Annotated in this window: 1 pseudogene; it reads right to left on the bottom strand. The window is 61.0% G+C overall.

The features are described 5' to 3' along the window. Window positions 1-95: 95 nt before the first annotated feature. Window positions 96-523: pseudogene (locus V8324_RS22210) on the bottom strand (IS3 family transposase); the annotation flags it as partial. Between the last annotated feature and the right edge of the window lie 147 nt (window positions 524-670).

Below are 670 nucleotides of genomic sequence, written 5' to 3'. Positions count from 1 at the left end.
CCCTTCGTTGGCCGTGTTCACAGCACCCAACATGGCACATCGCGATGCCGGAAGCGGGAGCCATCCACTCCATCAATGGCGGACAATGGCTCATCCCACAGCAGATTCGGCGCAGACGCCCGGAACACGCGGTGCACCTTGTCGCGCGGACAGGGTGCCGACGTGTCGGGGATCGTTGTCTTGATCATCTTTCCGCGCACAGCTCCCCGTATTCCGATCCGTTCCATCAGACGCTCCACCGTGCATCGCGCCAGCTCAAGGCCCTCGCGCTTGAGCTGACGGTGAGCTATCTGGTCGCCATGCATTCGACACGGGTTGCGAACGCCTTGTCGACCCCGTGAACTTGGTAATCCTCGTCCCAGACCCGTTTGATCTCCGAGCGGAGCTATGTATCCCGCTGATGCCGCGCCGAGGCTTTGGAAGGGTCGGCTTGGCACGCCAGGCGATGATACTAAGTCGACGGCGCAATCGGCAAAACCCTGCAGATCGCACAGACGCCGTAAACAACGCGCTGGTCCTCAATGAGGTTCTGTCTCGAAGGTGGTGGAAATTCCTGAGCGGCGATCTCCAGCGTGCGGACGGTTACGGTTTCATGCGGCGAGGTCAATGGGCTGGTCGGTGAGCGGCGGGTCGAGGGTTTCCCAGCCATCGACCTTTCGCATCACGATCT

The sequence above is a fragment of the Roseovarius sp. D22-M7 genome, from assembly GCF_037083785.1.
Taxonomy (GTDB): Bacteria; Pseudomonadota; Alphaproteobacteria; order Rhodobacterales; family Rhodobacteraceae; genus Roseovarius.
Note: the sequence above shows the minus strand (reverse complement) of the source record. Positions and strands in the feature narration are given on the sequence as shown.